The following is a 22,968-nucleotide window of genomic DNA, read 5'->3' on the forward strand; positions in this document are numbered from 1 at the left end:
GGGCCTCGGGCATACTGGAGCCATGTCGCGCTTTGCAGATGTCTTTACCTATGGCACCGGATGGTCCGGCTGCCATGGTGACGCTGCGTGAGCGACTGACTCACCGACTTCGTACCGGCGCCCCGGGCCAACTGGCCCGGGGCGTTCGTCGTCCTCCGGGCCGCACGGTCCGGGACGCCCACGGGTTGGCCTCGGCACCCACGACGGTTCCCGGGCAGCGCCCCGGGAACGGACCCCAGGAGCGGACGACATGGACACGCAGGTCATGGACGAGCAGGTCATGGACGAGCAGCGGGCGGCGCAGATCATCGCCGGTGCCCGGGAACGGATCGACGACCTGGACGCGCGGCTGATCGCCCTGATCCAGCAACGGATGGAGGTCTCGGCCGAAGTGCAGCGCGCACGCATGGCCTCCGGCGGGCGCCGGCTCTCCCTCAACCGGGAGATGGAGATCCTCAACCGGTACAACGACGTGCTGGGCAGGCCCGGCACCACCTTGGCGATGACTCTCCTCGAGTTGTGCAGGGGCAGGGTCTGAAGCCCTACTGACCAGGCACGACAGGGCGGTTCACCCGTCCGGAGCGTGACCGTCGCCGCGGGTCCTCGTTGGTCCCGTTGTCCGTGCCAACCAGGGGCGGTCGCCCGTCGGGGACGGGACATCCACCACGTGTGGACATCGTCAGTCCGCCGGAGTGATGGGACGGGCCTGTCGGGCCGTCGTGGGACCTCGCTCCGGTGCGGTGACCGGCCAGCAGGGGACAGCAGTCCGGTCACGACTGAGGAAGGCGGCCGGTTCCGGGGACGCCCGGGACCGGCCGCCCGGCGGGTCAACCCGGCACGGGCGTCGAGCGGCGCCGCGGGACGGCGCCCCCGGGGCGGTAGCTCACCCCAGGAACGTCGAGGCGGTCGCCACGAACCGGTCGGCGTCGTCGAGCCAGGGGAAGTGCCCGGCCCCGGGCTGGATGACCAACTCCGCGCGCGGGAACAGCCCGGAGAACTCAGTGATCGCGGGCGGCGGGGAGTTCAGGTCCACCTCCCCGGCGAGCAGGAGCACCGGCGACGCGAACCGGGCGAGCGCCGCGCGGGTGGCCTCCGGGTCGAAGGCCCCGTCGGCGCCGAAGACAGCCGCGGCCACCTGGTTCCGCTGCCCGGCCTCAGCGGCCTGGTGGGCCCTGGCCGCCTCGTCCCAGCGGCCGTAGAAGAACGGCGCGATGGCCTGCCAGGCGTCGGCGCCCGCTGTGCCGGCGAACAACGCCTCCAGGGCCGCGAACGCCGCGGGGAACCACGGCTCGTCCCGCCGGAGCAGGGCCGTGTCGCGCCTGACCTCCCCGGTGACCGGAATCCCCACACCGATGGTGCTCGGCGTGACCAGGAGCAGCTTGGTGACGCGTTCCGGGTGGCGCTCGGCGTAGCGCGCGGCCAGGTTGGCGCCGGCGGAGTGCCCGAGCAGGTCCACCCGGTCGAGGCCGAGGTGCTCGCGCAGCGCCTCCACGTCGTCCACCAGCCGGTCACAGCGGTAGGAGGCGGGGTCGTCGGGCACCGCCGAGCCGCCGGTGCCCCGGAGGTCCAGCCTGATCAACTGACGGTGCGCGGAGAGACCGCCGAGGTCCCCGAGGTACGCGGAGTCCTGCATCGGTCCGCCGGGGAGGCAGACCAGTGCGGTGCCGTGTCCGGAAACGGTGTAGGCGAGCGTGGTGCCGTCGTGCGCGGAGAAGGTGGGCATGGGCCGCGACCCTGTCACAGCGATCGGGCGTGGACAACGGAATTCCCCGCGGATCGGGGCGTCGCGCCCGCGGTGTGGGGGACCGTCCCCACGGCCGCTCCCCCGGAGGAACCCCGCGGTCAGGGCACGCAGCGTGAGGTGCACCGGAGGGTTCACGCCACGATGGAGTGAGTCGAAGAGGTTGCGCCGAGCGATCCGGGTCGAGCACGATAAGCCACGAGGCCACGGCACCGCATCCGGGACCGATTCCGGATACTGTCCTGGTCATCGTGCTACACCCGCATGTCCGGCAGGCGCACCACGGCACCAAGGCACCACGCACCGTACTGGTTGGCAACCGCGCCGGCCCGCAACCGCACCGCGGGGCCGGGTACGGAACCGACGCGTCCGGCACGATCTGCACGGCGCGAGCGGCACCGTACGTCCGCCCCACCCTCCGCCCGACGCAGCACGCACGACGATCCGCCGCCACCAACGGCCGCACCGACACCCTGAATCACGCACCACCCCGACCCCGCAAGGCCCTGACCCGCCCTGCTCCAACAGCAGAACCGAAGGCCAACCAACGGCGCTTCCCCGGCGCCGCCCCACAGCACCGGCGCTGCCCTGACGCCGCGTGCTGACGGCCGAGGGCCCCACGCCGGAGGTGCACTTCCGGCGTGGGGCCCTTTGCTTGGTCCCCGGGGCGCGGGGCTCAGTCGACGGGGCCGGCCGGCCGGGTCAGCCGCAACGCGGCGAACGCGCCGTCCGGGACGACCGGGTTCTTCGGCACCACGGGTTCCAGCCGGCGGTACCCCTCCCCCTGGGCGGGACGCGGGTCGTGCTCCCCGTTGTTCGGCCACAGCGACATGGCCCGCTCGGCCTGGGCGGTGATGGTCAGCGAGGGGTTGACCCCGAGGTTCGCCGACACCGCGGACCCGTCCACCACGTGGACCCCGGGGTGCCCGTGCACCCTGTGGTACGGGTCGATCACCCCGTGCTCGGCGTCGGTGCCGATCGGGCAGCCCCCCAGGAAGTGGGCGGTCATCGGGATGTTGAACACGTCCCCCACGGTGCCGCCGGCGAAGCCGCCGATGTCCTCGGCGATGATCTCCGCGGTGCGCTGGCCCTCGGGAATCCAGTTCGGGTTGGGCTGGCCGTGGCCCTGGCGGGAGCTGAGCTTGCCCTTGCCGAGCCCCTTGGGTTTGCGGAACGTCGTGAGGGAGTTGTCGTGGGTCTGCATCACCAGGGCGATGATGGTCCGCTCCGACCAGCGGCGTTTGGACAACGACCGGGCGAAGACCGCCGGGTGCGCCGCGGCCAGCGCCAGGAAGCGCAGCCAGCGCGGGGCCCGGCCGCCCCCGGGGACCTGGATGGTGGACATGAGCCCCATGGCGTTGGAGCCCTTGCCGTAGCGGACCGGCTCGATGTGCGTGGTGGCGTCGGGGTGGATCGACGAGGTGATCGCCACGCCCTGGGTGAAGTCGGCGCGCCGGGCGGGACCGCCGGCCCGGCTGCCGTGCCTGCGGTAACGACGGTCGGTGGTCTGCGCCCCGACCAGCGCCTCGGAGTTGGTGCGGGTCAGCTCCCCCAGCCGCGGGGAGAGCCGGGGCAGCCGGCCGGAGTCGCGCAGCGCGTGCAGCAGGGTCTGGGTGCCGTAGGTCCCGGCGGCGACCACCACCTGACGTGCCCGCCACTGCCGGGTGGGGCCCTTGGGCTTGTCGGTGCTGACCGAGGTGACGGTGTACCCGCCGTCGGGGTGCTCCACCAGGTCGGTGACCGTGGTCATCGGGTGCACCTGCGCCCCGGCGCGCTCGGCGAGGTGGAGGTAGTTCTCGTTGAGGGTGTTCTTCGCGCCGTGCCGGCAGCCGGTCATGCACGCGCCGCACTCGATGCAGGCCCTGCGCCGCGGGCCCACCCCGCCGAAGTAGGGGTCGGCCACCTCCCCGCCGGGCTCCGCGGTGGCCGAGCCGTCGGCGTCCTTCCCGTCCCCGAAGAACACCCCGACCGGCGCCAGGTGGAACGTGTCGCCGACGCCCATCCGCTCCGCCGCGCTGCGCAGGTGCTCGTCCGCGGGCGTGACCGTGGGGTTGATCCGTACCCCCAGCATCCGCTTGGCCTGGGCGTAGTAGGGGGCCAGCTCGTCCTTCCAGTCGGTGATGTGCGCCCACTGCGGGTCCTGGTAGAAGGGCTCCAGGGGCTCGTAGAGGGTGTTGGCGTAGTTGAGCGAACCGCCGCCCACGCCGGCACCGGCCAGGACCAGCACGTTGCGCAGCAGGTGGATGCGCTGGATGCCGTAGAGGCCCAGCGCCGGGGCCCACAGGTAGTTGCGGATGTCCCACGAGGTCCTGGGCAGGGTGTCGGCGGTGAACCGGCGGCCGGCCTCGAGGACGGCGACCCGGTAGCCCTTCTCCGACAGCCGCAGCGCGGAGACCGAGCCGCCGAACCCGGAGCCGATGACGACGACGTCGTGGTCGTCCGAGGGGTGCGAGGAGTGCAACGGATCTCCCGTCAGATCCAGGTTCAGCGGAGTCGGAGGGTCTTCATGGCCCGCAGGCCCTTGTTCATCAGCGCGGCGTACCCGGCGTCGGTCATCCCCGACGACGGCGCCAGCGGCAACAACCGCTGGGTGGCCACGGTCTGGGCCTCGGTGTACTTCCAGATGCCCTCGGCCCCGTGGCGGCGGCCGAGCCCGGACTGGCCCATGCCGCCCATGGGCGCGGCGACGCTGGCGTAGGCCGCAGCGTAGCCCTCGTTGACGTTGACGGTCCCGGTGCGCAGCCGAGCGGCGACTGCCCGGCCACGGCGGGTGTTCCGCGTCCACACCGACGAGTTGAGCCCGTAGGGGGTGCCGTTGGCCCGGTCCACGGCCTCCTCGACGTCCCCGAACCTGTAGACGGAGACCACGGGGCCGAAGGTCTCCTCGGTGCACACGGCCATCGGGGGCTCCACGCCGTCCAGGATGGTCGGCTCGTAGAACAGCGGGCCGACGTCCGGCCGGGGGCGTCCGCCGGTCAGTACGGTGGCCCCCTTGGCCCGGGCCTCGTCCACGTGCCGGGTGACCACCTCGAGCTGCCGGGCGGAGACCAGGGAACCGAGGTCGGCGCCGTAGGCGAGCCCGGTGCCCAGGCGCATCGCCCTGGTCCGCTCGGTGAACTTGCCCAGGAACTCCTCGGCGACGGCCGCGTGCACGTAGAGCCGCTCGATGGAGATGCACAACTGGCCCGCGGAGGAGAAGCAGGACCGCACGGCGCCGTCCACGGCCTTGTCGATGTCCGCGTCGTCCAGCACCAGCATGGCGTTCTTGCCGCCGAGTTCCAGGGTGGAGCCGACCAGCCGGGCGGCGGCCCGCTGGGCGACGTCGCGGCCGGTGCGGGTGGAACCGGTGAACGAGACGTAGTCGCCCTGCTCCACCACGGCGGGCCCGACCACCGGGCCCTCGCCCAGCACGATCTGCCACACGTCCTCGGGCAGCCCCGCCTCGATCAGCTTCCGGCGCCCCCACAGCGCGGTCAGCGCGGTCTGCGAGTCGGGCTTCATCACCACGGCGTTGCCGGCGACGAAGGCCGGCAGGGCGTCACCGGCGGACAGCTCGAACGGGTAGTTCCACGGCGAGATGTGCCCGACCACGCCCTTGGGGTGGCGCAGCACCAGGGCCTGGGTGAGCAGCGGCACCGCGCCGAGGTGGCGGCGGGGGCGCAGGTAGGACGGGGCCTTGCGGCCGTAGTGGCGGGCGACCACGAGGACCGCCTGCATCTCCTCGTGGGCCTGGAGCCTGGTCTTGCCCGTCTCGAGCTGTATCAGGTCGAGCAGTTCGTCCTGGTCCCGCAGCACCAGGTCGTGGAAGCGCAGCAGCACCGCGGCGCGGGCCCGCACCGAGCGTTCCGCCCAGGCGCGCTGGGCGGCGCGGGCGTCCTCGTAGGCGGCGGCGACGTCGTCGGTGGAGCAGGTGGGGAACTCCGCGAGCACCTCACCGGTGAACGGGCAGTGGTTGGTGTCGGTGCCGCTGCCGCGGATGCCCGCGGTGAGCCGGGCGACGAGCTCGGGCGTCACCACGTCGCTGGCTCTGCGCTCGCCCGCCGGAGCGACCGGGTTGCCGTCAGAGGGAGCCACAACCACTGAGTCCGTCATAACCTTCAGGGTATGCCTGCCGGCTCGGCTGTGTGTACCCGTCGGTAATGCTTTTTGGCGTCCCCCGGTGACGGCCCCGGAGCGGAGCGTTCGCGTGTGCGCCCGACCGGTCAGCCGGCGTCCCGCAGTGCGTCCCCGATCGCCCGGTGGAAGGTGGGGAACGCCCAGATCGTCCGGTGCAGTTCGTCCACCGGCACCCGGGCGTGCACCGCGACCGTCAGCGCGCCCAGCACCTCGCCACCCCACGGGCCCACCGAGGTGGCGCCCACCAGCACCCCCTCCCGGTCGTCCACCACGACCTTGACCAGCCCCTGGTTGCCGGCGCGGTGGATGTAGCCGCGGGAGCTGCGGGCCACGTCGGCCAGGCCCACCCGCACCGCGAGGCCCCGCTCCCGCGCCTGCTCCTCGGTGAGGCCGACCGCGCCCACCTCCGGGTCGGTGAAGGTCACCCGGGGCACCGCGTGGTACGCCGCCACGGCGCCGCCGTGCCGCAGGATGCCGTTGACCACGATGCCCGCCTGGTACACGGCCATGTGGGTGAACGCGCCCTTCCCGGTGATGTCGCCGAGCGCCCACACCCCCGGCGCGCTGTCGGAGGCGGTGAGCACCCGCATCCGCTCGTCCACGGGGAGTGCCCTGGCGTCGGGGTCCACCCCGATGTTCACCACGCCGAGCCCGGCGAGGTCGGTCCGGCGCCCCGTGGCGACCAGCAGGCGTTCGGCGTCGAGCCGCTCGCCCCGCTCCCCACTGAGGGTGAAGCCGTTCCCGTCGTGCACCACCAGGGCCGCCCGGGCCCCGGTGCGCACCTGCACGCCCTCGTCACTGAGGACGCGGGCCAGCAGCTCCCCGGCCTCGGGCTCCTCCTGGGGCAGCAGGCGCGGGGCGGACTCGACGACCGTCACATCGGTGCCGAACCGGGCGAACGCCTGGCCGAGCTCCAGGCCGATGGCGCCACCACCGAGCACGATCAGGGAACGCGGGAGGCGTTCGGCGGCCACCGCGTCACGGTTGGTCCAGTAGGGGGTGCCGTCCAGCCCGGGGATCGGGGGCGGCGCCGGCTCGGTGCCGGTGGCCAGCACGATGGCCCGCCCGGCCTGGAGCACCGTCTCCTGGCCGTCGGGGGCGCGCACGGTGACCTCGTCGCGGCCGGTGAGCCGGGCGGTGCCGCGCAGCACCCGGCAGCCGCGGGAGGTGAGCCGGTCCACCGCGGCGGTGTCGTCCCAGTCCGCGGTGGCCTCCCGCACGTTCCTGGCGACCGGGTGCCACTCGGCGCGGACCATCGCGGTGCCGGCCATCCCGGGGATGCGGTGCCCCTCGGCGACCAGGTCGGCGGCGCGCACCATGATCTTCGACGGGATGCAGCCCCAGTACGGGCACTCCCCGCCCACCAGGTGCCGGTCCACGCCGACCACGTCCACACCGGCGTCGGCCAGCCGGCCGGCCACCTCCTCACCACCCGGGCCGAGCCCCACGACGACCGCGTCCACGTGCACTGGCATGGAATGGTGCTCCCTCCAGCGGGACAGCCAGGAGTCACCTCCCACGGTACCCGCGAGGGGCGCCGCCAGCCCTCGGACAGCGATGCGTCACACGTGGCCGCGGGCCGTCACGGTGTGTGCGCCCGCAGGGCTGTCAGCCGCCGTTGACCTCCAGGTTCTGCACGGCCTCGGTGAAGATCTCGTCGCCCCTGGCGACCTGCTCGCCCTCGCCGGGCATCCACACCACCAGTCGCCATTCGACGCTGGTGTCCTTGTCCACGAAGATCAGCTCCCGGCTGCGGTACAGCTTCGTGTCGTCGCTGTTCGACGACCGGTAGGTGGTGACCACCTCCGCGGCCGGCTCGCCCTGGAACTTCCGCTCCGTGACCTGGCCCTTGACGTCCGACTTGGTGTAGTCCTCGCGGTAGGACTTCAGCCAGTCGTTGGCCTCGGTGAGTGAGGTCTTGTCCACGCCGGGCCGCCGCTCGACCTGCATCGTGTGCACCCCCGCGGGGTCGCTGTAGGTCACCGCTTGCTCGTTGGCGCTGCGCTTGAAGCTCTCCGGGGCGGCCACCTGGGCCTTGACCCGCTCGTTCTCGTCGTACTGCTTCCAGCCCTCGGGCAGCCCCGAGTCACCGCCGAACGGGTCGGCCACCACCACGCCCACCCCCGCCACCACGGCGAGGACCAGCGCGGCCAGGCCGATCCGCACGCCGCGCCGGCCCCGCACCGCGGCTCCCACGCCGGCCAGCGGACCCCTCCCACCGTTCGTGGGGCCCACGGCCTGCGGCGTCGGGTCGAGCACCGTGGGAGCCGGTGCCGGCGGGGTCGTCGGCTGGGAACGCGGCCGGATCACCGCCTCGAGCGCGGAGGCTGCCGCCCGCGCCGTCGGCCGGGCGTCCGGGTCCTTGCTCAGGCACCGCAGGATCAGCTCCCCGAGCTGGCCGGCGCGGACCGGCGGCGCCGGCTCGCCGGAGACCACGGCCTGGAGCGTGGCGGGGGTGGTCGAGCGCCGGAACGGGGACCAGCCCTCCACCGCCGTGTACAGCAGCACCCCGAGGGAGAAGATGTCGGACGCCGGGCCGGGGCGCTGGCCCAGCACGCGTTCCGGCGCGATGTACTCGGGGGACCCCACGAACAGGCCCGTCTCGGTGAGCGGGGCCTCGCCCTCGACCTGGGCGATGCCGAAGTCGGTGAGCACCACCCGGTCGTACGGGCCGAGCAGCACGTTGGCCGGCTTGACGTCCCGGTGCAGCACCCCGGCCTCGTGCGCCGCCCCCAGCGCCCCCAGCACCGGAAGCGCGATCCGTGCCGCCTCCTGCGGGTCGAGGATTCCCTCGTCCATCAGGTCGGCCAGCGAACGCCCGCGGACCAGCTCCATCACGATCCACGGCTGCTCGTCCTCCATCACCACGTCGTGGATGGTGACCACGGAGGGGTGGTCGATCCTGGCCGCGACCCGGGCCTCCCGGCGCATCCGGGAGAAGGCCGTGGCCCGCTGCCGCTCGGGGAGGTGGTCGGGGACCCGGGGCTCCTTGACCGCGACGTCCCGGTCCACGACCTCGTCGTGGGCCTTCCACACGGTGCCCATGCCGCCGTAGCCGAGGCGCTCCCGCAGCCGGTACCGGCCGCCGAGCAGCCGCCCGGCCGGGGCCGCGGGCGACGGCCGCGGCGGGGTCGCGGCGGACGGCTGCGGCGGAGCGGCTCCGATGGCCGTCTGGGTCACGGCGCGGTGCGTGTCCTGGGCCGATGGCTCGGCCGGCGGCTCGGCCGGCGGCTGACTGGGGACCGGCGGCCCGTCCACGGACCGCCGGCCGGGCGGCTGGAGGCTGTAGCTGGTGGGCGTGCGGTCCTGTCCCCCGTCGTGCGTCATGCCCCACATCATGGCGCAACCGCACCCCCGGGCTCATCCTGACGCCGAGAAGTGGTCAGCCAGCGACGCGAGTTGGTCACCGTGGTGGCGTCGGCGGCGTCCCGCGGGCCAGTCCGGACCACTCCGCCGGGCCATGCCGCGGGGCCCGAACCGGCCAGGCCCGCCCCGGTACGGCGGGTGGGCACGCGTGTGGACTACCGGTGCGGGTCGGGCGCGGGGAGGGCGGCGGCGCCTGCGGGGTCGGAGGCGGGGGCGTTGGTGGGCCGGGCGGCGCCCGCGGGGACCCGCGTCTCCTCCCGGACCCGCGCGGTCAGCGCGGCGAACTCCTCCAGGTCGATCGAGTCGGGGGACGCCTCGATGCTCGCCGAGGACGACTCGGTGACCACGCCCAAGGTGTCGTCGTCAACCCACACGCAGTACGGGACGACGTACGGCGTGCTGCCCTGCGAGTTACCGACGACCTCACAGGTCACCGGCTCGCCGTAGCCGGCGGGGATGATCTCCCGGCCCCGGACGAGCACGACCTCGTCGCGGTCCGCCAGGCCGGCCCGGAACCCGGCCAGGGTCGCCTGGGGGTCGTCGAACCGCCCGTAGCCGCCCAGGAAGACCAGGGAACGCGCCTCGGCTCCGGAGCCACTGGTGTACTGGCCGCCCACCATCGTCGTGTCCGGCACACCCCGGAGGCGGTCGCTGACGTCCTCGCTGAGCGTGTACTCGCCGTCGAGCAGCGTCCCGGGCAGCCGGAGCGCGTGGGCCGGCGGGGTGCCGTCCCGGGACCCGTCGGTGGCCACGCCGAACCCGACGGCAGCGACGGAGGCGAACGTCAACGCCGCGAAGAGGATGACGACCGCGGCCCGGGACACCCGCTGGGGCGGCGGCGGACCCCACCCGGGCGGGGTCAGGTACCGGGCGGGAGCCGGGTGGTGAGGTGTCGTCAGGTACGGGTTGGGCTGGTGGGGGGCCTGCGTCCAGCCGGGCGGGGCCGGGTACGGCTGGTGCTGTGGCGGGGGGCCGGGTGGGCCCGGGTGGGATGGGGGCAGCGGGGTGCTCATGGTGGCCGTGTTCCCTGTCCTGCCGCGCGTCGTCGGTGTCGCGCCGTCGTCTCGGTGGTGGTTGTGGTGGGGCACCGGTGGGGCCGCGGCATGGGCGGTGCGTACCGGGCCGTGAGCCCACGGTGACGACCACACCCTACCGGCGTCGGCCGGGTGTTCGATCCCGAACGGGTGGGCCGGGGCCGCCCCCGGCCCGCCGTCGGACTACTTGGTGTAGTGGTAGGTCTCCGCTGCCTTCTCGAAGAAGCGGGAGACGTCCTCCCGGTCCCGGTCGGGTCCGTAGACGAACACCACGTGGTAGCGACCGTCCTGGAGCATCACGAAGTTGCGGCCGAAGTACTCCCGGTGCCCCTCCATCCAGGAGAACTCACCCTGGATCGCGGGGTTCCCCCCGACCTCGAACGCCGTCAGCCCGTTCGAGGCGGACCAGTCCGCCTCCCGGAACCTCTTGAGCTCCGGCTCTCCGGTCTTCTGGTAGGCGGCGACGTCACTGCCGAAGTCGGCCGTGGTGTCACGGCCGGGCACCACCACCATCTCCACGTCGTCGCCGTCGTCGAACCACATCTGCCCCTGCCCCGTCTCGCCCTTGGCCCGGAGGTCCTGGTGCAGGGCGAGGGAGAACCCCATGGGGTCCTCGTGGACGGCGAAGTCCGAGCTGAGGTCCGGCCGGGAGGACGGGGAACGGGCGGGACGGGACGGGGACTGGGCCGGAGTGGACGCCTTGGCGGAGCGGGACGGTTCACCAGCCGTGCCCGGCGGTTTGCCGACCCGGTTCTCCCGCTGGGTGGGCCCGCCCTTCTCCGGCATGAACAGGGCGGCGAACGCCAGTATCCCCACCACCAACAGCACCACCAGACCCACCAGCACCTTGGGGAGGTTCCGGGAGCCGCCGCTGTCCCGGTTGCGGGCGTGCCGCCCGTGCGGAACCACTGCCTTCTCGGAACGGCGGCGACGGGTCACCTCCCCCTTGCGCCGCAGCTCGACGATCTTGTGCGGGTCCGCCGGGACGGCGACCGTCTCCTGGCCGAGGTCCGGTTCGGGCGCCGTCCTGATCAGCGAGCGCAGCCAACCGCGCACCTCTTCCGCGCCCGGGCGGTCCTGCGGGTTCTTGCGCAGCAGCGACTCCACCACCGGGCGCAGCGGCCCGCAGTCCTCGGCGTAGGCCGGGGGCTCGTTCCGGACGATGTCCACCAGCTCCACGGCGCTGGTCTCCGGGAACGGCGGGTGGCCCTGCACCGCGCGGTAGAGCAGCGCGCCCAGGGCCCACAGGTCGCTGGGCGGCCCCACGGGGTGTCGCCGTGCCGCGCCGCCGCCGTCGGCGGGCACGGGGCCGGCCTGCTCGGGGGACCAGCGCTCGGTGCAGGGGCCGATCAGCCCCATCCGGGCCTGGCGGGCACGCTCCTGCGCCACCTGCTGGCGGGTTCCGCGCAGGGGTTCCTGCGGTGCGGAACCACCGGACCAGGCGTCGAGGCTGACCGGGAACCCGCGACCGCCCGTGGGGCCGTCGTGGCCCAGGACGCCGTCGTGGCCGGCGTGCGGGTCGTGGCCCAGGGGTGCCCCGGCCCGGTACCCGTGGCCGGGGTGGCCGTCCCGGTACTCCGCGTCCGGGTACTCGTCGTCCGCGTACCCGTCGTCCGCGTACTCATCGTCCACGTACCCGTCGTCGGGGTGCCCCCCGGTGCCGTACTCGCCGTCCGGTCGGTCCCCGGCCCCCGCGGCGGCCTCGTCGAACAGCGGCTGCCGCGGCCCGGGAACCGCACCCCGCCCGGGGGCGGCCGTCCGGTCCGGAACGGGATCGCTGCCGCACAGCGCCTCCTCGGCGGCGGCGGCGCACATGCCGGTGAGCATGGCCTTGCCGTCGTCACAGAGCAGCACCGTGTCCGCGGTGACGTTGCGGTGGGTCCACCCCTCGGCGTGCACGGCGCGCAGTGCAGCGAGGATGTCGGCGCCGATCTCCGCCGCCCGGTAGGGACTGATCGGCCTCTCGTCGATCTCTTCGGCGAGCGACCGGGCCGGCACCCACTCCGAGACGATCCACAGGCCGCCGTCCTCCAGGAAGAGGTCGTAGACCTGCACCAGACCCGGGTGGTCCGGTATTCGCGAGGCGGCCGTCGCGGCACGCAACGCCCGTTGCCCGGGGTCGTCGCCGGGGGCGAGCACGTCCGGCGGTTCCTCACCGGGCGCGAAGACCATCTCCGCGCTGACCACCTCGGGCAGTGGCACCTGACGGACGATCACTTCCTGGCCGCTGTACGTGTCGAACGCGGGCAGCTCCAGAGGTTCCTCGCCCTCGGGCACCAGCGGTAACCGGTACCTGTCCGCGAGCACTCGCCCGGCATACTCCTCCACAGCACCTCCTCGCCGACCGACCGGTCCGAACCATCCGACCGGTCCAGCTTGCCACCGAGAGCGGTCTCTTCGGCGCTGTCCGTGCCGGGTTGCTTTCAGTTGAGCGGTTGGAACGTGGTGAAGAACACCTTTCGTGCCTGTCTGTTCTTCGGGCTGTCCCACTCGTCAGCGGGGGCGGTGAACATGATGGCGTACCCGTGCGAGCCGTCAACCACGAAGCCGCGGTTGAGTACCCGTTCGGTGCTGCCGTCCGACGCCTTGCGGGTGAACTGCCAGTCGGCGACGGTCGGGTAGCCGCGCCACCGGGTGCTCTCCATCGACAGCTGGTGGTAGCCGGTGGAGTACCTGATCACCGAGGGCTCCTGCTGGCGCCACGCCGCCAGCGCGTCGGTGCCGGGCTCCGCGGTGAAGTCCACCTGCACCTTGCTGGCCGAGCCGGGCGCGCCGAGCTTGACCCCGGAGCCCTGGCCGGCGATCCCGGTGCTCTTCCAGCCGTCGGGGACGGCCATGGAGAAGTGGAACCGCCCACTCCGGTACTGGTGGTAGCCGGACGGGACCTGCGCTCCGCCGGGGCTGTCCTCCGCCTTCTCCTCGTCCTTCCCCTTCTGCCTGTCCTTGTTCTTGTCCTTGTCCTTGCCGTCGTCGCCGCCCTTGTCGTCACCGGCACCGGACGCCTCGGTCGGGCTCTCGCCCCCGGACTGCGCCTTCTCGTCCGCGGGGTCCCCGGCCTGGTGCTGGGTGCCGCCGCTGGCCGTTCCCGACGTGTCCTTGGACTGGCCGCCCTCGTCGTCACCGCCTCGGGTGGTCAGCGCGACCGCCACGATCACTCCGGCGGCCACCACCAGGGCGACGATGATGGCGAGGGCGCGGCGGGAGAGCTTGTTGAGCCCCGCGCGCCGTGCCGTCGCGGGACCGTACGGCGTCGAAACGGAGGTGGGCTGGGCTGCGGCCCCGGCCGTGGCGGGGTGTGGGGACGCGGGCCGGGGTTCCGGGCGCGGGGGCGCGGCGTCCTGGCGGGCGGCNCCCTGGCCGGCCGCCGGGCCCCGGGCCGCTGCCGGCCCGGCACCGGGTCTGCGCCCGGGAGGTGGTGCCGCGTCAGCGGTGCGGACACCGTCCCGCGGGGTGGGCAGTGCCGTGGTGGCGGTGGCGTCCGCCCCGCGGGGGCCGGGCTCCGGCTCGGCGTCCGGCCCGGCGTGCGCCACCGCCAGCAGCAGTTGCCGGACCTCCGGCTCCTTCAGCCGCCGCATCGGGTCCTTGCGCAGCAGGCCGTAGATGGAGTCGGTGAGCGGGCCGGCGTTCAGCGGCGGCTCCAGCGGCTCGGTCATGACCGCGGTGAGGGTGGCCAGCGCCGACCCCCGGTCGTACGGCGGCCTGCCCTCGACCGCCGCGTAGAGCAGCGCCCCCAGTGACCACAGGTCGGCGGCCGGGCCGGGCTTCTGACCACGGGCCCGCTCCGGTGAGATGTACGACGGCGCGCCCACCAGCATGCCGGTGGAGGTGACCGACGGGTCGCCCTCGACCTGGGCGATCCCGAAGTCGGTGAGCACCACGCGGCCGTCGTCGGCGATCAGCACGTTGGACGGCTTCACGTCGCGGTGCAGGATGCCCTCGCGGTGCGCCGCGCGGAGCACGTCGAGGACGGCGAGGCCCACTTCGGCCGCGCGAACGGGCGTCAGCGCGCCGTCGTCCCGGATCACGTCGGACAACGAGCGGCTCTCGACCAGCTCCATCACGATCCAGGGCCGGTCGTCCTCCTCGACCACGTCGAAGACGGTGACCGCGCCGGTGGACCTGATCCGCGCGGTGGCCTTGGCCTCCCGCAGGGTGCGGGTGATCAGGCGGCGCTTCTCCTCCTCGTCGACGTTCCCCGGGAAGCGCAGCTCCTTGACCGCGACCACCCGGCCCAGTGTCTCGTCCGAAGCCCGCCACACGGTGCCCATCCCGCCACGGCCGAGTACTTCGCCCAACCGGTAGCGGTTCGCCAGGAGGCGGCCGGTGGTGCCCTGCGCCTGGGTCATCGACGTCCTATCCCTCAGAGCCTGCGGGCTTGCGGCGCACCCGGAGTGAGGGTGCGTCGGCCCGACCCCCGCCCGGTCGCGACCGCCCGCCCTATCATCTCTTGACTCACGGGGTGCCCGTGCGCGGGCCCGTGCCTTCGCGGGTGGCGAACTCCTCGCTCCGCGCTCCCGTTGGACATCGTGCCGGGCCGTCAGCGACGGCGCCAGTCCCATCGCCGCTCGTCCCTGCGGTGTCGTCGGACCGCTCCCCCGGGTGGGCGCGTCCGTTCCGATCCGGGGGGTGCGGTCCGCGGGCTCCGGTGCGGCGGGAACGGTACGGCGGGTCGGCTCCCGGGCCACGGCGGCGGTCGGGCGCTGGGACGGCGACGGGCGCGCGGTCAGCCGGAGACGATGTCGGGGGCGCCCAGCCGGGCCGCGTCGGCGGTGAGGTCGTCCGGCTGCCGCTGCGACTCCCGTTCGGCCTCGACGCGCTTGTGGTAGTGGTCCACCTCACGCTCGATCCGCTCGGCGTCCCAGTCCAGTACCGGGGCCATCAGCTCGGCAACCTCCCGGGCGCAGCGGGTGCCCCGGTCGAACGTCTCGATGGAGATCCGCGTGCGGCGGACCAGCACGTCGTCGAGGTGCCGGGCGCCCTCGTGGGAGGCGGCGTAGACGGCCTCGGCCCGCAGGTAGTCGTCGGCGCCGGTGAGCGGCTCACCCAGCCGGGGATCGGCGGCGATCAACTCGAGCACCTCGTCGGCCAGCGAGCCGAACCGATTCAGCAGGTGCTCCACCCTTGCCACGTGCAGCCCGGTGCGCGCCGCGACGCGCCCCCGGGCGTTCCACAGCGCCGCGTACCCCTCCGCACCCACCAGCGGAACGTCCTCGGTGATCGACGGGTGCACCCGGGTGTTCAGGCCGTGCACCGCCTCGTCCACCGCGTCCTTGGCCATCACCCGGTAGGTGGTGAACTTCCCCCCGGCCACGACCACCAGGCCGGGCACCGGGTGCCCCACGGTGTGCTCCCGGGACAGCTTGCTCGTGGCCTCGGACTCCCCGGCCAGCAGCGGGCGCAGCCCGGCGTACACGCCCTCGACGTCGTCCCGGGTGAGCGGTACCGCGAGCACCGAGTTGACGTGCTCCAGGAGGTAGTCGATGTCCGCGCTGGACGCGGCCGGGTGCGCCTTGTCCAGTTCCCAGTCGGTGTCGGTGGTGCCCACGATCCAGTGCCGGCCCCACGGGATCACGAAGAGCACGCTCTTCTCGGTGCGCAGGATCAGCCCGGTGCTGGAGTGGATGCGGTCCCGGGGGACCACCAGGTGGACGCCCTTGGACGCCCGGACGTGGAAGAGGCCGCGTTCCCCGACGAGCGCCTGGGTGTCGTCGGTCCACACCCCGGTGGCGTTGACCACCTGCTGGGCGCGCACCTCGAACTCACCGCCGTGCTCCAGGTCGTGGACCCGGGCACCGACGACCCGCTCCCCCTCCCGCAGGAACCCCACCACCTTGGCGCGGTTGGCCACGTGCGCCCCGTACGACGCGGCGGTGCGGACCACGGTGGCCACGAAACGGGCGTCGTCCACCTCGGCGTCGTGGTACTGGACGGCGCCGACCAGCGCGTCCCTGCGCAGGCACGGCGCCACCCGCAGGGCCCGACGGCGGCTGAGGTGCCGGTGGCGCGGCAGCCCCCGGCTGTACCCGTGGGACAGGCCCAGGGTGTCGTAGAGCAGCACCCCGGTGCCGACGTAGCCGCGTTCCCAGGCCCGGTGCTCCAGCGGGTACAGGAAGGGGACGGGCCTGACCAGGTGGGGTGCGATCCGGTGGAGCAGCAGCCCCCGCTCCCGCAACGCCTCCCGGACCAGCGCGAAGTCCAGCATCTCCAGGTAGCGCAGGCCCCCGTGCACCAGTTTGCTGGAGCGGCTCGACGTCCCGGCCGCCCAGTCCCGCGCCTCCACCAGGCCGGTGTGGAGCCCCCGGGTGGCCGCGTCGAGGGCCGTTCCCGCTCCGACCACACCACCGCCGACGACGAGTACGTCGAGTTCCTGTTCGGACATGCGGGCGAGCGCCGCCGAGCGCGCCGCCGGTTCGAGTTTCGCGGTCCTCAACACGGCCTCCCGTGAGTCGCGGTGCCTTCGCTACTCCGATACCCCGTCCGTCACCCCGTTCTCGCACTGTTCCGTTCGGGGGAATCAGCGAATACCTTCCCGAAAAGCCGCGCACTACCGAATATCAGGTGAATCGCTCTTTATTCTATCCATCCGGCCTGTCTGCGCAGGAAGGACCGCCCATGGCCGCTGACCTCGTCGTCATCGGACTCGGCTTCGCCGGCCTTCCCCTCGCCCAGGCCGCGGTGGCCGCCGGCATGGACGTCATCGGCTACGACCGGGACGAACAGCGGGTCGCCGAGGTCGGCTCCGGCCGCTCCCCGGTGCACGACCTCAGCGCCGCCGACATCCGCCGCATGCTCGCCTGCGGATTCCGCGCCACCACCGACCCGGACGCCCTCGGCCGGGCCCGGATCGCCGTCATCTGCGAACCCACCCCGCTCACCGAGGAGGGCACCCCCGACCTCACCGCGGTGCGGGCCTCCGCCGCGGCGCTGGCCCGCAGGCTCCGTCCGCACTCCACCGTGATCGTGGGATCGACCGTGCACCCGGGCACCACCGAGGACGTCCTCAGACCGCTGCTCGAGGGCTCGGGGCTGCGCTGCGGCGTCGACTTCCACCTCGCCGTCTCCCCCACCCGCACCGACCCGGGCAACCGCGGTCACCGCCTCTCCAGCACGCCCGCGGTGGTCGGTGGCGCCACCCCGGCGTGCGCGGACGCCGCCGCGGCGTTCCTCAGCAGGCTCACCGAACGGGTGGTGCGCGCCCGCGGGACCCGCGAGGCGGAGACCGTCAAACTGCTGGAGAACAACTACCGCGTGGTCAACATCGCGCTGGTCAACGAGATGGCCGTGTTCTGCCACGACGCCGGGATCGACCTGTGGGACGTCATCCGCTGCGCCGAGACCAAGCCCTACGGCTTCCAGGCGTTCCGGCCGGGCCCGGGGATGGGCGGCTACTGCACCGCGCTCGACCCCGCCTACCTGCCGCGCCGCGGCCGGACCATCGGCTACCCCCTGCGGATGGTGGAACTGGCGCAGGAGGTCAACCAACGGATGCCCCGTTACCTGGTGCACCGGGCCTCGGCCCTGCTCAACGAGGACGGCAAGGCGGTGCGCGGGGCCCGGGTGCTGCTGCTCGGCGTCACCTACAAGCCCGACGTCGCCGACACCAGCGCCTCCCCCGCGCACCAGGTCGCCGCCCGGCTCCTGGAACTCGGCGCCCAGCTCAGCTACCACGACCCGTGGGTGCCGCAGTGGCGGGTGCTCGACCGTCCGGTGCCCCGCGCCGACTCGCCCTACGACGCCGCGGCCGGCGCGGACCTGACGCTGCTGCTCCAGCCGCACCGCCTCTACGACCTCCAGGGGCTCACCGCGAAGGCCCGGCGGCTGCTCGACGCGAGGGGCGTCACCCCGGCCGGTGCCGCCCACCGCCTGTAGCGGGGCCGGCCGGGGCAGCGGCCTCAGACCTTCTGCACCGGGGCGACGGTGACCTCGACCCGCTGGAACTCCTTCAGCTCCGAGTACCCCGTGGTGGCCATGGCCCGGCGCAGCGCGCCGAAGAAGTTCATCGAGCCGTCGGGGGTGTGCGAGGGGCCGAGCAGCACCTCCTCGGTGGTGCCCACCACGCCCAGGTTCACCCTCTTGCCCCGGGGCAGCTCCTCGTGGACCGCCTCCATGCCCCAGTGCCGGCCCCTGCCCGGCGAGTCCGTGGCCCTGGCCAACGGAGAGCCCATCATCACCGCGTCGGCACCGCACGCGATGGCCTTGGGCAGGTCCCCGCTGTGCCCGACCCCGCCGTCCGCGATCACGTGCACGTAGCGGCCGCCGGACTCGTCCATGTAGTCCCGGCGGGCCGCCGCCACGTCGGCGACCGCGGTGGCCATGGGCACCTGGATGCCCAGCACGTTCCGGGTGGTGTGCGCGGCGCCGCCGCCGAAGCCCACCAGCACCCCTGCGGCACCCGTCCGCATCAGGTGCAGCGCGGCGGTGTAGGTGGCGCAGCCGCCGACGATCACCGGGACGTCCAGCTCGTAGATGAACTGCTTGAGGTTGAGCGGCTCGCTGTGCCCCGAGACGTGCTCGGCGGACACCGTGGTGCCGCGGATCACGAAGAGGTCCACGCCGGCGTCCACCACGGCCTTGGAGAACTGGGCGGTGCGCTGCGGGGACAGGGCCGCGGCGGTCACCACCCCCGCCTCGCGCACCTGCCTGATCCGCTCTCCGATCAGCTCCTCGCGGATCGGCGCGGCGTAGATCTCCTGGAGCCGGCGGGTGGCCACGGCCTCGTCCGGCAGTTCGGCGATCTCCCCGAGCAGCGGCTCGGGGTCCTCGTAGCGGGTCCACAGGCCCTCGAGGTTGAGCACGCCGAGGCCGCCGAGGTTGCCTATCGCGATGGCGGTCGCCGGTGAGACGACCGAGTCCATGGGGGCGGCGAGGAACGGCAGCTCGAACCGGTAGGCGTCGATCTGCCAGGCGATGGAGACGTCCTCCGGGTCCCTGGTCCGCCGGCTCGGCACCACGGCGATGTCGTCGAACGCGTAGGCCCTGCGCCCGCGCTTGCCCCGACCAATCTCGATCTCGGTCAACGTCTCTGACTCTCTTTCCTGTGTCGCCCGCCCCACGGCTGCGGCTCGGAGCGGCTCGTCCGTCGGTAGGGCCCGGGTCACCGGCTTGCGCCAAGGGGTGACCGGTGTCCGTTCGGGGGGAGCCCGGCCGGCCGGGACCGGCCGGGCGTCACCGGAACGGTGCGGGGCTCAGCGGCTGTGGTAGTTGGGTGCCTCGACGGTCATCTGGATGTCGTGCGGGTGGCTCTCCTTCAGGCCCGCCGCGGTGATCCGGACGAACCGGCCCTTCTCCTTCAGCTCGGGGACCGTCCCCGCGCCGACGTAGCCCATCGAGGCGCGCAGTCCGCCGATGAGCTGGTGGGCGACCGACGCCAACGGCCCCCGGTAGGGCACCTGGCCCTCGATCCCCTCCGGGACCAGCTTGTCCTCGGAGAGCACGTCGTCCTGGAAGTACCGGTCCTTGGAGTAGGAGCGGCCCTGCCCCCGGGACTGCATGGCGCCCAGCGAGCCCATCCCGCGGTACGCCTTGAACTGCTTGCCGTTGATGAAGATGAGGTCTCCGGGGCTCTCCTCGCAGCCGGCGAGGAGGCTGCCCACCATCACCGCGTCGGCGCCCGCCGCGATGGCCTTGGCGATGTCCCCCGAGTACTGCAGGCCGCCGTCGCCGATCACCGGCACCCCGGCCGGGCCCGCGGCCTGCGCGGCCTGGTAGATCGCGGTGACCTGGGGGGCGCCCACACCGGCCACCACCCGGGTGGTGCAGATGGAGCCGGGGCCGACGCCCACCTTGATCCCGTCGGCTCCCGCGTCGATCAACGCCTGGGCGCCGTCCCGGGTGGCCACGTTGCCACCGATGACGTCGAGCTTGAAGTTGGCCTTGAGCTTGGAGATCATCTCCAGGATCCCCCGGCTGTGGCCGTGTGCGCTGTCCACGACCAGGAAGTCGACGCCCGCGTCCACCAGGGCCTGGGCCCGGGCGTACGCCTCGTCGCCGACTCCCACCGCGGCGCCGACCACCAGGCGTCCGTTGGAGTCCTTGGTGGCGTTCGGGTACTGCTCGGTCTTGACGAAGTCCTTGACCGTGATCAGGCCGCGCAGCTTGCCCTCGCCGTCCACCAGCGGCAACTTCTCGATCTTGTGCTTGCGCAGCAGGTCCATGGCGTCCGGGCCGGAGATCCCGACGGCCCCGGTCACCAGCGGCATCGGCGTCATCACCTCGCGGACCGCGCGCTGCCGGTCCGACTCGAACGCCATGTCGCGGTTGGTGACGATGCCCAGGAGCCGCCCGTTGGGGTCGGTGACCGGCACGCCGCTGATCCGGTACTGGGCGCACAGCCGGTCGGCCTCACCGAGGGTGGCGTCCGGGGTGATGGTGATCGGGTTGATGACCATCCCGGCCTCGGACCGCTTGACCAGGTCAACCTGCTCGGCCTGCGCCTCGACCGACAGGTTCCGGTGCAGCACGCCGACGCCGCCCTGGCGGGCCACGGCGATGGCCATCCGGGCCTCGGTGACGGTGTCCATGGCCGACGACAGCAGCGGGATGTTCACCCGGACGTTGCGCGAGATCCGGGAGGCGGTGTTGACCTCGTTGGGCACCACGTCCGACGCGCCCGGCAGCAGCAGGACGTCGTCGTAGGTGAGTCCCAGCATCGCGAACTTCTCCGGAACGCCATCGGTGACGTTGAGTGTCATGGCACCTTCCCCAGCGGTCTTGCCCAACCCGAGCCTCAATGCTACTGGCGGTGGACCCCGACGCCGCGCCCGCGGCCCGGCCCCCGGTCGCCCCGCCAGGGCACCGCGCACCGTGTTCCCCACGGGCCCGCCGCGGGGAACACGGTGGGTGGTGGAACGGGCACCAGGCGCAACCTAGGCGCTGAGGTTCTGGGCCGCGTCGGTCTCCTCGGCCAGCGCCCTGAGCCGGCTCAGGGCGCGGTGCTGCGCCACCCGGACCGCGCCGGGGGACATGCCCAGGACCTGCCCGGTCTCCTCGGCGGTGAGCCCCACGGCGACCCGCAGCACGATCAGCTCGCGCTGGGTGGCCGGCAGACAGGCCAGCAGTTCCCTGGCCCAGGCCGCGTCGTAGCTGAGCAGCGCGCGCTCCTCGGGCCCCAGGGCGTCGTCGGGCTTCTCCGGCAGGGCGTCGGCGGGCACGGCGGTGCTCCCCGGGCCCCGCATCGCCGCCCGTTGCAGGTCGGCGACCTTGTGGGAGGCGATGGCGAAGACGAACGCCTCGAACGGCCGCCCCTGGTCGCGGTAGCGCGGCAGGGCGCAGAGGACCGCGAGGCAGACCTCCTGGGCGAGGTCGTCCACGAAGTGGCGGGCGTCCCCCGGCAGCCGGGCGAGCCGGGTGCGGCAGTAGCGCAACGCCAGCGGGTGCACCTGGGCCAGCAGGTCGTGAGTGGCCTGGGCGTCCCCGGCGACCGCACGACGCACGAGGGCACCGATGGCCGCGGCCGGGGTCTCGTCGTCGCGCATCGGTCCATGGTGCCTCGCCACCGCCTGATCCGCCGCACCGCGTCCGTACTTGTGCACCGAAGCGTTATGCGACGCCACGGTCCGTGCAGTGGTTGGCGCGGTCATCATCTGGTGCCCCCTGCCTGCTTGTCCTTGCCTCCTCGCCCGTCCCCGGGCGGAAGAGTCCCTCGCGCCCACCCGGTCACGGGCGAGGATTCGCGGCAGGGTGCCTTCCGGTTCCTGGTCCCCGTGTTCCTGGTCCCCGTGTTGGTCCCCGTGGTCGCCCATACCTCAAGGATGCGTCCTCCGGGCAGAAACCGGCAGCGGGGCGGGGAGAACGCCGTATGCAGGGCGGCGGCGATCCCCCGTCCCGGTACGGAACCGGGTCGGGGGTTTGCTGGTCGCCCCGCCACGGCCTAGCGGACCAGACCCCAACGGAAGCCGAGCGCCACCGCGTGCGCGCGGTCGGAAGCACCGAGCTTCTTGAACAGCCGTCTGGCATGGGTCTTGACGGTGTCCTCGGAGAGGAACAGCTCCCGGCCGATCTCCGCGTTGCTGCGGCCGTGGCTCATCCCCTCGAGGACCTGGATCTCGCGGGCGGTCAGGGTGGGCGCCGCGCCCATCTCGGCCGAGCGCAGCCGGCGCGGGGCCAGCCGCCAGGTGGGGTCGGCGAGGGCCTGGGTCACGGTCGCCCGCAACTCGGCGCGCGAGGCGTCCTTGTGCAGGTAGCCCCGCGCCCCGGCGGCGACGGCGAGCGCGACGCCGTCCAGGTCCTCGGCGACGGTGAGCATGATGATGCGCGCCCCCGGGTCGGCCGAGAGCAGTCGCCGGACCGTCTCCACCCCGCCGAGGCCGGGCATGCGGACGTCCATCAGAATCAGGTCGGAGCGGTCGGCGCCCCAGCGGCGAAGGACTTCCTCACCGTTGGTGGCGGTCGTCACCCGCTCGACGCCGGGCACGGTCGCGACCGCGCGGCGGAGCGCTTCTCGGGCAAGCGGAGAGTCGTCGCAGACGAGGACGGATGTCATGGCCGTCCTCCGCAGATCCGCGTCACGTTGGGCCTCCAGGCTGGTACGAATCGTCTCGATACGGTCGGCGACGCCAGGCATCTGCCTCATGCCCGACACCCGTTGACCGCCTCCGCACTCTCAACGACGGTCACTCGAAAGAGTTACGGAGTTTGGCAGCCATCGCCGACACTCTACGTGATTGACCAGCTACGGATCAGCCACACCGCACCGGTCGGGCGTGAACGCCC

14 protein-coding genes and 1 pseudogene are annotated in these 22,968 nt (G+C 73.3%); 2 read left to right on the plus strand and 13 right to left on the minus strand.

Going from position 1 to position 22,968, the window contains the following annotated elements:
• Positions 1–238 precede the first annotated feature (238 nt).
• Positions 239–538, plus strand: a pseudogene (locus tag A3IG_RS0105200) (chorismate mutase); the annotation flags it as partial.
• A gap of 345 nt (positions 539–883) precedes the next feature.
• On the opposite strand, the gene A3IG_RS0105205 reads toward A3IG_RS0105200, so the two are convergent.
• The 9 genes from A3IG_RS0105205 to A3IG_RS0105245 all read right to left on the minus strand — a co-directional run bounded on the left by A3IG_RS0105205 (position 884) and on the right by A3IG_RS0105245 (position 16,687).
• Positions 884–1,723: an alpha/beta fold hydrolase gene (locus tag A3IG_RS0105205; protein ID WP_018382485.1), complete on the minus strand. Its 840-nt coding sequence runs from the start codon at positions 1,721–1,723 to the stop codon at positions 884–886.
• 694 nt (positions 1,724–2,417) lie between these two features.
• Positions 2,418–4,202 carry a GMC oxidoreductase gene (locus tag A3IG_RS0105210; protein WP_018382486.1) on the minus strand — a complete coding sequence of 595 codons (1,785 nt, stop codon included), beginning with the start codon at positions 4,200–4,202 and terminating at the stop codon, positions 2,418–2,420.
• 23 nt (positions 4,203–4,225) lie between these two features.
• Positions 4,226–5,833 (minus strand): succinic semialdehyde dehydrogenase, encoded by a 1,608-nt coding sequence (locus A3IG_RS0105215; protein WP_026219913.1) that lies wholly within the window; start codon positions 5,831–5,833, stop codon positions 4,226–4,228.
• A gap of 110 nt (positions 5,834–5,943) precedes the next feature.
• Positions 5,944–7,332, minus strand: coding sequence for a dihydrolipoyl dehydrogenase family protein (locus A3IG_RS0105220; RefSeq protein ID WP_026219914.1), 1,389 nt, complete (start codon positions 7,330–7,332; stop codon positions 5,944–5,946).
• 133 nt (positions 7,333–7,465) lie between these two features.
• Positions 7,466–9,184, minus strand: a complete 1,719-nt coding sequence (locus A3IG_RS0105225) for a serine/threonine-protein kinase (protein WP_040910859.1) — start codon at positions 9,182–9,184, stop codon at positions 7,466–7,468.
• 194 nt (positions 9,185–9,378) lie between these two features.
• Entirely contained in the window at positions 9,379–10,236 is an 858-nt protein-coding gene (locus A3IG_RS0105230) for a hypothetical protein (protein ID WP_157862344.1), read from the minus strand.
• A 204-nt stretch (positions 10,237–10,440) separates the two neighbouring features.
• Positions 10,441–12,585 carry a protein kinase family protein gene (locus A3IG_RS0105235; RefSeq protein ID WP_026219915.1) on the minus strand — a complete coding sequence of 715 codons (2,145 nt, stop codon included), beginning with the start codon at positions 12,583–12,585 and terminating at the stop codon, positions 10,441–10,443.
• A gap of 95 nt (positions 12,586–12,680) precedes the next feature.
• On the minus strand, positions 12,681–14,603 hold the full coding sequence (locus A3IG_RS0105240; protein WP_018382492.1) for a serine/threonine-protein kinase: 1,923 nt from the start codon (positions 14,601–14,603) through the stop codon (positions 12,681–12,683).
• Between the two features lie 377 nt (positions 14,604–14,980).
• A complete protein-coding gene (locus A3IG_RS0105245; RefSeq protein ID WP_018382493.1) occupies positions 14,981–16,687 on the minus strand; it encodes a glycerol-3-phosphate dehydrogenase/oxidase in 1,707 nt (568 codons plus the stop codon).
• Between the two features lie 182 nt (positions 16,688–16,869).
• Here A3IG_RS0105245 and A3IG_RS0105250 point away from each other — a divergent pair, with 182 nt between their 5' ends.
• Positions 16,870–18,126 (plus strand): nucleotide sugar dehydrogenase, encoded by a 1,257-nt coding sequence (locus tag A3IG_RS0105250; RefSeq protein ID WP_018382494.1) that lies wholly within the window; start codon positions 16,870–16,872, stop codon positions 18,124–18,126.
• A gap of 23 nt (positions 18,127–18,149) precedes the next feature.
• On the opposite strand, the gene A3IG_RS0105255 is transcribed toward A3IG_RS0105250, so the two are convergent.
• From A3IG_RS0105255 to A3IG_RS0105270, 4 genes are all read right to left on the minus strand, one after another.
• Positions 18,150–19,274 carry a GuaB3 family IMP dehydrogenase-related protein gene (locus tag A3IG_RS0105255; protein WP_018382495.1) on the minus strand — a complete coding sequence of 375 codons (1,125 nt, stop codon included), beginning with the start codon at positions 19,272–19,274 and terminating at the stop codon, positions 18,150–18,152.
• A gap of 168 nt (positions 19,275–19,442) precedes the next feature.
• A complete protein-coding gene (guaB, locus tag A3IG_RS0105260) occupies positions 19,443–20,948 on the minus strand; it encodes an IMP dehydrogenase (protein WP_018382496.1) in 1,506 nt (501 codons plus the stop codon).
• A gap of 174 nt (positions 20,949–21,122) precedes the next feature.
• Positions 21,123–21,731, minus strand: a complete 609-nt coding sequence (gene shbA / locus A3IG_RS0105265) for an RNA polymerase sigma factor ShbA (RefSeq protein ID WP_018382497.1) — start codon at positions 21,729–21,731, stop codon at positions 21,123–21,125.
• A 395-nt stretch (positions 21,732–22,126) separates the two neighbouring features.
• Positions 22,127–22,738: a response regulator transcription factor gene (locus A3IG_RS0105270; protein ID WP_018382498.1), complete on the minus strand. Its 612-nt coding sequence runs from the start codon at positions 22,736–22,738 to the stop codon at positions 22,127–22,129.
• Between the last annotated feature and the right edge of the window lie 230 nt (positions 22,739–22,968).

This window comes from Wenjunlia vitaminophila DSM 41686, from assembly GCF_000380165.1.
Taxonomy (GTDB): domain Bacteria; phylum Actinomycetota; class Actinomycetes; order Streptomycetales; family Streptomycetaceae; genus Wenjunlia; species Wenjunlia vitaminophila.

Bases quoted from the DNA above. Each gene is read 5' to 3' on its own strand.
- guaB (WP_018382496.1), bottom strand. From the start codon at position 20,948: ATGACACTCAACGTCACCGATGGCGTTCCGGAGAAGTTCGCGATGCTG.
- A3IG_RS0105205 (WP_018382485.1), bottom strand. From the start codon at position 1,723: ATGCCCACCTTCTCCGCGCACGACGGCACCACGCTCGCCTACACCGTT.
- A3IG_RS0105250 (WP_018382494.1), top strand. From the start codon at position 16,870: ATGGCCGCTGACCTCGTCGTCATCGGACTCGGCTTCGCCGGCCTTCCC.
- A3IG_RS0105215 (WP_026219913.1), bottom strand. From the start codon at position 5,833: ATGACGGACTCAGTGGTTGTGGCTCCCTCTGACGGCAACCCGGTCGCT.
- shbA (WP_018382497.1), bottom strand. From the start codon at position 21,731: ATGCGCGACGACGAGACCCCGGCCGCGGCCATCGGTGCCCTCGTGCGT.
- A3IG_RS0105230 (WP_157862344.1), bottom strand. From the start codon at position 10,236: ATGAGCACCCCGCTGCCCCCATCCCACCCGGGCCCACCCGGCCCCCCG.
- A3IG_RS0105225 (WP_040910859.1), bottom strand. From the start codon at position 9,184: ATGACGCACGACGGGGGACAGGACCGCACGCCCACCAGCTACAGCCTC.
- A3IG_RS0105270 (WP_018382498.1), bottom strand. From the start codon at position 22,738: ATGACATCCGTCCTCGTCTGCGACGACTCTCCGCTTGCCCGAGAAGCG.
- A3IG_RS0105220 (WP_026219914.1), bottom strand. From the start codon at position 7,332: ATGCCAGTGCACGTGGACGCGGTCGTCGTGGGGCTCGGCCCGGGTGGT.